The organism is Nocardioides sp., assembly GCF_050699375.1.
Lineage (GTDB): Bacteria > Actinomycetota > Actinomycetes > Propionibacteriales > Nocardioidaceae > Nocardioides.
On record NZ_JBOHDN010000127.1, the window covers coordinates 1 to 6843 of the forward strand.

8 protein-coding genes and 1 pseudogene are annotated in these 6843 nt (G+C 69.5%); 5 read left to right on the forward strand and 4 right to left on the reverse strand.

Annotation, left to right across the window (positions count from 1 at the left end; genetic code table 11):
• Positions 1-71 precede the first annotated feature (71 nt).
• The 4 genes from ACRDPS_RS09310 to ACRDPS_RS09325 all read right to left on the reverse strand — a co-directional run bounded on the left by ACRDPS_RS09310 (position 72) and on the right by ACRDPS_RS09325 (position 2843).
• Positions 72-539 (reverse strand): DUF6069 family protein, encoded by a 468-nt coding sequence (locus tag ACRDPS_RS09310; protein WP_431501348.1) that lies wholly within the window; start codon positions 537-539, stop codon positions 72-74.
• 104 nt (positions 540-643) lie between these two features.
• Complete coding sequence (locus tag ACRDPS_RS09315; protein ID WP_431501349.1) at positions 644-1432, reverse strand: ABC transporter permease; 789 nt, start codon at positions 1430-1432, stop codon at positions 644-646.
• Positions 1429-2391, reverse strand: a complete 963-nt coding sequence (locus ACRDPS_RS09320) for an ATP-binding cassette domain-containing protein (protein WP_431501350.1) — start codon at positions 2389-2391, stop codon at positions 1429-1431. Before ACRDPS_RS09320 ends, ACRDPS_RS09315 begins: the two co-directional genes overlap by 4 nt.
• Positions 2388-2843: a nitroreductase/quinone reductase family protein gene (locus tag ACRDPS_RS09325; RefSeq protein WP_431501351.1), complete on the reverse strand. Its 456-nt coding sequence runs from the start codon at positions 2841-2843 to the stop codon at positions 2388-2390. Before ACRDPS_RS09325 ends, ACRDPS_RS09320 begins: the two co-directional genes overlap by 4 nt.
• 108 nt (positions 2844-2951) lie before the next feature.
• Here ACRDPS_RS09325 and ACRDPS_RS09330 point away from each other — a divergent pair, with 108 nt between their 5' ends.
• The 5 genes and pseudogenes from ACRDPS_RS09330 to ACRDPS_RS09350 form a co-directional block, all read left to right on the forward strand.
• Positions 2952-3725, forward strand: coding sequence for a TetR/AcrR family transcriptional regulator (locus ACRDPS_RS09330; RefSeq protein WP_431501352.1), 774 nt, complete (start codon positions 2952-2954; stop codon positions 3723-3725).
• Positions 3726-3733: 8 nt separating this feature from the next.
• On the forward strand, positions 3734-4801 hold the full coding sequence (gene dapE / locus ACRDPS_RS09335) for a succinyl-diaminopimelate desuccinylase (RefSeq protein WP_431501353.1): 1068 nt from the start codon (positions 3734-3736) through the stop codon (positions 4799-4801).
• Positions 4798-5517 (forward strand): TIGR00730 family Rossman fold protein, encoded by a 720-nt coding sequence (locus ACRDPS_RS09340; protein WP_431501354.1) that lies wholly within the window; start codon positions 4798-4800, stop codon positions 5515-5517. The genes dapE and ACRDPS_RS09340 overlap by 4 nt, the downstream gene beginning before the upstream one ends.
• A 3-nt stretch (positions 5518-5520) precedes the next feature.
• Positions 5521-5859: a DivIVA domain-containing protein gene (locus ACRDPS_RS09345; protein WP_431501355.1), complete on the forward strand. Its 339-nt coding sequence runs from the start codon at positions 5521-5523 to the stop codon at positions 5857-5859.
• A gap of 15 nt (positions 5860-5874) precedes the next feature.
• A pseudogene (locus ACRDPS_RS09350) lies at positions 5875-6843 on the forward strand (hypothetical protein); the annotation flags it as partial.

A 6843-nucleotide genomic window follows, 5' to 3' on the forward strand; every position in this document is an offset into this window, starting at 1 on the left:
GGCTCGTCATGACGAGCCGACTCGGCGGGAGTTTTGTTCAGTTTGAGCCGACTCGGCGGCCTGGGGACGTATCAGGCGCGGCGCGGGTTCCGCTCCGCCAGGCGGGCCGCGACGACCGGGATGATGACCGCGGCGGCGATGAGGTGGGAGACCACCAGCATGATGTTGGTGGCGAAGGAGTCCGTGTTGGCGATCAGGCTCGGGATGCACGAGATCGCGGTCAGGGTCCAGGTGGTGCGCTTCCAGGTGGAACGGGGCCGCTTCGCGAAGCGAGCCAGGCAGACGGCGACGATGACGCCGATCAGGCCGAGCTCGGCGACGGCCCAGGCGAGCCCGGTTGCGGGGATCGCGGCCGGCTCGGCGCCGGGGAAGGCGACGTTGAACGGCACGCCGATCGCCCGAGTGACGAACTCGTAGACGCCGGTGACCAGGGCGCCGACGACGACGGCGGTGATGCTGACGAGCCAGACCGGCATCCGGGCTGCGAACTGACCGTGGTCGGTGGCGGTCGTGGTCTGGGTGAAGGTGCTGGTGCTCATGATCGTGCCTCTCGTTTCGGGGTGTTTGTCGCGGCCCGTGCGGCCGCTTCTCAACTACTCCACGAACGGCCCGGCACCGATCCGACAGTCCTCTCGAAAAAAGTTCAGCCGAGGCGCCGGAATGCGCGCATGGACAGCGGTACGAAGATCGCCAGCAGGACCGCGGGCCAGGCCAGGGCGAGGAGCACCGCCTGGTCGGCGAGCAGGCCGGAGGTGATGCCGGTCGGGTTGCCGAAGAGGTCGCGGGCGGCGGTGGCGGTCGCCGAGACCGGGTTCCACGCCGCCAGGAAGCCGAGCCAGCCGGGCATCGTCTCGGGTGAGACGAACAGACTGGAGCAGAACCCCAGCGGCCACACGAGCACCTGCACCATCGTCAGAGCACCCTCCATCCGCAGGGTCATGCCGAGGAAGATGCCCAGCCACAGCATCGCCAGCCGGAGCCAGAGCAGCAGCCCGACGGCCGCGAGCGCCTCCAGGAACGAGCCCTCGATCCGCCACCCGATCAGCAGCCCGCCGAGCATCAGGACGCCCAGCTGCACAGTCGAGTTGCCCAGGTCGGCGACCGCCCGCCCGAGCGGGACCGCGATGCTGCTCATCGGCAGCGACCGGAACCGGTTGGTGACGCCGCGCTTGGTATCCTCGGTGACCACGGCCATGGTGCCGTCGATGCCGAACATCATCGTCAGCGCGAGCACTCCGGGCAGAAGATAGGGCAGGTACGTCCCGCCGCCCGGCATCTCGATCGCACCGCCGAACAGGTAGCCGAAGATCAGCAGCATCATGACCGCGAACAGGATGCCGAACACCGGTCCCCACGGCTCGCGCTGCCAGTGCTTGAGGTCGCGAAGAGTGATCACCCACGTCTGTCGCAGGGTCGAGGTCAGTGCGGTCATCGGGCGGCTCCTTCGGGATCGTGGCGGTGGTCGGGTGCGGTCAGCTGGAGGAACACCTCGTCCAGGGTCGGTCTGCGCAGCAGCACGTCGTCGACCGTGATCCCGGCGGCGTCGAGGGTGCGTACCACCTCGACGACGGCGGCGCCGCCGCCGGCAGGGCCGGCCTCGACGGTGACCTCGAGGCGCTCGGGGTCCTCGGTGGCCGCGGTGCCGAGGGCCTCGGTCATCCGAGCGAGGTCCGCCGGGCCGGCTGCGGTGATGATCACTCGATCGCCGCCCAGGCTGCTCTTGAGATCCGATGGGGTGCCCTCGGCGATCACCCTGCCCGCGCCCAGCACGGTGACCATGCCGGCGAGCTGGTCGGCCTCGTCGAGGTACTGCGTGGTGAGCAGCACCGTCGTCCCGTCGGCGACCACCTTCCGCACCATCTCCCAGACCTCGTGCCGAGCGCGCGGGTCCAACCCGGTGGTCGGCTCGTCGAGGAACAGGATCTGCGGGCGGATGACCAGGCCGGCCGCGATGTCGAGACGGCGTCGCATCCCGCCGGAGTAGCCCGAGACCTTTCGGTCGCCGGCCTTGGTGAGGCCGAAGGCGTCGAGGAGCTCGGCGGCGCGGCGTACGGCATCGGCCTTGGACAACCCGTGGAGACGGCCGAACATGACCAGGTTCTCCCGGCCGTGGAGGGCCTCGTCGACGGCTGAGCTCTGGCCGACCAGCCCGATCGCGGAGCGGACCCGAGCGGGATGGCGTACGACGTCGTGGCCGCCGACGCTCACCTCGCCGGCGTCGGGCCGGGTCAGGGTCGCGAAGACGTTCACCGCGGTGGACTTCCCGGCGCCGTTGGGCCCGAGGAGGGCATGCACGGTGCCGGGGGAGACCTCCAGATCGAGGCCGTCGAGCGCCTGGGTGTCGCGGTAGCGCTTGCGTACGCCGCGGGCGGCGAGCGGGGTCGAGGTCATCGGCCCGCCTCGATCCGGAACACGCCGCACCGCCCGGCGACGGCCTCGAAGGCCTCCGGCGACAGGTCGGTGACCACGCCGGCGTCGAGCATGATCTTCGCCCCGTCGGCGAGGCGCTCCGGCCACACCCGGAGCACCTTCAGAGCCTCCTCGCGCTCGACCTCCACGAGGTGCACATCATCGGTCCTGGTCCCGATCCGGAGGCTGGCGCGGCCGGAGGCGGCACGTACGTTGCGGGCCCAGTCGGCGCCCGGAAAGCCCTCGAGAAGGTAGCGCTGTCCATCCAGGTCCAGCACGGAGAGCGGGGTGCTGCGGGGTTTGCCGCTCGTGCGGCCCGGAACGGTGAGCACCGGCAGCTCCTTCATCCCGAGCCCGGTCCGGGACAGCGTCATGAAGACCTTGTTCATCGGCTTCAGCCAGCGCGGCGGCACCGGCTTCGAGTCGTTCGGCATACACATTCCTCCAATTTCGTACGATGTACGAATATCTCAACGGAGCGACTGTAGCATTTGTTCCGTACGTTGTACGAAATTATTCGCGGGAGGGTTACGATGAACGGCGTGCCGGACCAGCCAGACCAGTCAGACCCGTCCCTGCGCCTGCTGTGGCGCCATCGGTCCGGAGCCCCTGTGGAGCCGAAGCCCAAACGGGGGCCCAAGCAGAAGGTGAGCGTCGACGAGATCGTCGACGCGGCCATCGACGTCGCCGACACCGAGGGCCTGGGCGCCGTGACGATGCGCGCGATCGCCCAGCGCTTCGGCCTGGGCGCGATGACGCTCTATACCTACGTCCCCAACCGGGGCGCGCTGCTGGTGCTGATGGTCGACCAGGTGATCGGCCGCGTCGAGCTGCCGGCGCTGCCCGACGACCCGCGCGGGCGCCTCGAGCTGGTCGCCAACCTCCAGCACGACGAGCTTCGATCCCATCCATGGCTGCTGGAGGTGCAGGACGTACGTCCCTGGCTGGGGCCCAACATGAGCGACCGCTACGAGTGGCAGCTGCAGGCCATCGACGGCCTTGGTCTGAGCGACCTGGAGATGGACCAGACGGTGGCGGTCCTCGTCGGGTTCGCTGCCTACATCGCTCGCAGCGAGCACATGAAGCGCCGCGCCGAGCAGGTCACCGGAATGACCGAGTCGCAGTGGTGGGAAGCCAACTACGAGACGCTGGACGAGGTCATGGCGGGCAGCAGCTACCCGCTGGCCAACCGGGTCGGCACCGCCGCCGGCGAGGCCTACCAGGCAGCCTCGGACCCCGCCAGCGAGCTCGACTACGGGCTCGCCCGGATCATCGACGGCGTCCTCGGTCATGCCGCCGAACGGTCCCCTGATTGACTAGAGCCATGGCGACGCTCGACCTGACCACCGATGTGGTGACCCTGACCCGGCAGCTGATGGACATCAACTCGGTGAGCCTCGACGAGAGAGTGCTCGCCGATGCCGTGGAGCAGGCGCTGACCGCGTACGACCATCTCGTCGTCGAGCGGCGGGGCAACTCGGTCATCGCGCGCACCGACCTCGGCCGGCCCGAGCGCATCGTCATCGCCGGTCACCTGGACACCGTCCCGGTCAACGACAACTTCCCGAGCCGTCTGGACGAGGCGACCGGCATCCTGCACGGCCTCGGCGCCTGCGACATGAAGTCCGGCGACGCGGTCATCCTCAAGCTCGCCGCGACCCTCGAGAATCCCAACCGCGACGTGACGTACGTCTTCTACGACGCCGAGGAGATCGAGGCGATCCACAACGGCCTCGGCAAGCTGGCGGCGAGCGAGCCCGACCTGCTGCGCGGCGACTTCGCGATCCTGATGGAGCCCTCGAACGCGGGCGTCGAGGCCGGCTGCCAGGGCACGCTGAGGGTCGAGGTGCGCACCGCCGGCGAGCGTTCGCACAGTGCCCGCTCCTGGCGAGGGGTCAACGCGATCCACAAGGCCGGCGAGGTGCTGCGGCGACTGGAGTCGTACGTCCCGCGCAAGCCGGTCATCGACGGGCTCGAGTATCACGAGGGCCTCAACGCCGTCTTCGTCTCCGGGGGAGTGGCCGGCAACGTCGTCCCCGACGAGTGCGTGGTGACCGTCAACCACCGCTTCGCCCCGGACCGGAGCGAGGAGGAGGCGCTGGCGTACGTCACCGAGTTCTTCGACGGCTACGACATCACCCTCACCGACACCGCCCCCGGCGCGCTGCCCGGGCTCGACCGTCCGGCGGCCAAGGCGTTCATCGAGGCGGTCGGCGGTGAGGTCGGACCCAAGTTCGGCTGGACCGATGTGGCACGGTTCACGGTTCTCGGCATACCCGCGGTCAACTATGGTCCAGGTGACCCGATGTACGCCCACAAGGCCGACGAGCACGTGAGGATCTCCGAGATCACCAGCTGCGAGCAGGCCCTTCGTGATTGGTTGACCGCATGACCCGACGCAGCGGCTCCGGCCCGCGCCCCACCAAGGGGCGTCCGGCCGGCAGCACCACCGACCAGCGACTGCTCGACAGCTCCGGCCACGGCGACTGGGTCCACACCGACCCGTGGCGGGTCATGAAGATCCAGGCCGAGTTCGTGGAAGGGTTCAACGACCTCTCCGAGATCGGCCCGGCGATCAGCGTGTTCGGGTCGGCACGGACGCCGAAGGACCACCCGATGTACGCCCAGGCCGAGATCATCGGCCGGAGGCTGGCGGAGGCCGGGTTCGTGGTGATCACCGGCGGCGGCCCGGGCACGATGGAGGCCGCCAACAAGGGCGCCACGGAGGCGGGCGGGGAGTCGATCGGCCTCGGCATCGAGCTGCCGTTCGAGGCCAGGCTCAACGACTACGTCAGCTTCGGGCTCAACTTCCGCTACTTCTTCGTGCGCAAGATGATGTTCGTCAAGTACTCCCAGGGCTACGTCGTCATGCCCGGCGGCCTCGGCACGATGGACGAGCTCTTCGAGGCGATGACGCTCTCCCAGACCAAGAAGATCACCCAGTTCCCGGTCGTGCTCATGGGCGTGAAGCACTGGCAGGGGCTGATCGACTGGATGCGCGACACGATGCTGGCCGACGGCCGGATCAAGCAGAGCGACCTGGACATGATCACCCTGACCGACGACGTGGACGAGGCGGTCGAGCTGATGTTGAAGGCGCGTGGCTGAAGGATGGGCTGGATCTTCGCGGCACTGATCGTGCTGGCTCTCGGAGGAGTGGGGCTCGTCGCCGCTGGAACGGGTGCGCCGATGGGGGAGGAGTACGGCGATCGGCCGGACGCTCTCGTGCCCCGCGATCGCATGGTCGGAGCGGCCGACCTGCGCAACGTACGTTTCTCGGTGGCCTTTCGGGGCTACCGGATGGATGAGGTGGACGCACTGATCGCGAGGCTCTCCGAGGAGGCAGAATGGCGCGAGACGACCGTTGCCGAGGACCCCGGCTCCGAGCACGGAGCCGGTGAACACACAACACCCACGCCCGAGCCCGATTCGGGCTCGCCCGACGTCTAGGACAGAATCGCTGCCGTGAGCATCGCTGCCGTACTCGTCTACCTCGTGACCATCCTGGTCGCGGGGATCCTCGCGCTCACCTATCTCAAGCCGCATCTCCTGCAGCCCCAGGCGCACCCCGACCAGCTGCCACCGAAGATCCACCTCTACGCCGGCGCGGCCGGTCTGATCGTCTGGATCCTCTTCCTGGTCTCGCCCGCGTCCTTCTTCCTCGGAGGCGACATCCCGGGCGTCATCGGGCTCTTCGGGATCTGGCTCGCCGCGATCGCGGGGACCTACCTGCTGATCCGGCGGCTCAAGGAACAGCGTGCCCACGTCGACGATCGCGGAGTCGAGGACGCCTACGGGTATGACGACGGCTACGGCGATCAGTACGTCGCGGGGGACGGCTACGGCTACGACGAGGCCGGCTATGACGCAGCCGGTTACGACGGGGCCGGTTACGACGGGGCCGCCTACAACGAGGCCGGCTACGACGCTGCTGGCTATGACGCGACTGGCTACGACCCGGCCGGCTATGACGAGTATGGCGAGCTCGATGAGCGGTCCGCATACGCCGACCCCCAGCAGTCGGTTCGACAGCCCGCTCCGCCCGTGCAGCCCGGCGCTCGGCCCGGGCGTCAGGCGGACCGCCGTCCCGAGCCTCGACGGGCAGCCTCAGGCGTCGAGGAGACTGCCGTGATGGCTCCGATCGAGCGCGAGCCGTCGCCCGCCCCGCCTCCCGCCCCGCCTCTCGCACCGGCTCCCGCCCCGCCCGCTGCCCCCGCCCGTGGTTCCCGGAGCGGTCAGACCGGACGCCGGGTGGCCGGGCGCCAGGCTCCCGAACCGCCCACGCCGGAGGCCCCGGCACCGCCTCGACAGCAACGGCCGGCACCCGAACGGCCGCGCCAGGATTGGCCGGCACCCGAGCGACCCCGCCAGGACCGTCCTCGGCAGGAGCGACCGGCCCCGGAACCGTCGGCACCCGAGCGGCCCGTGCAACCC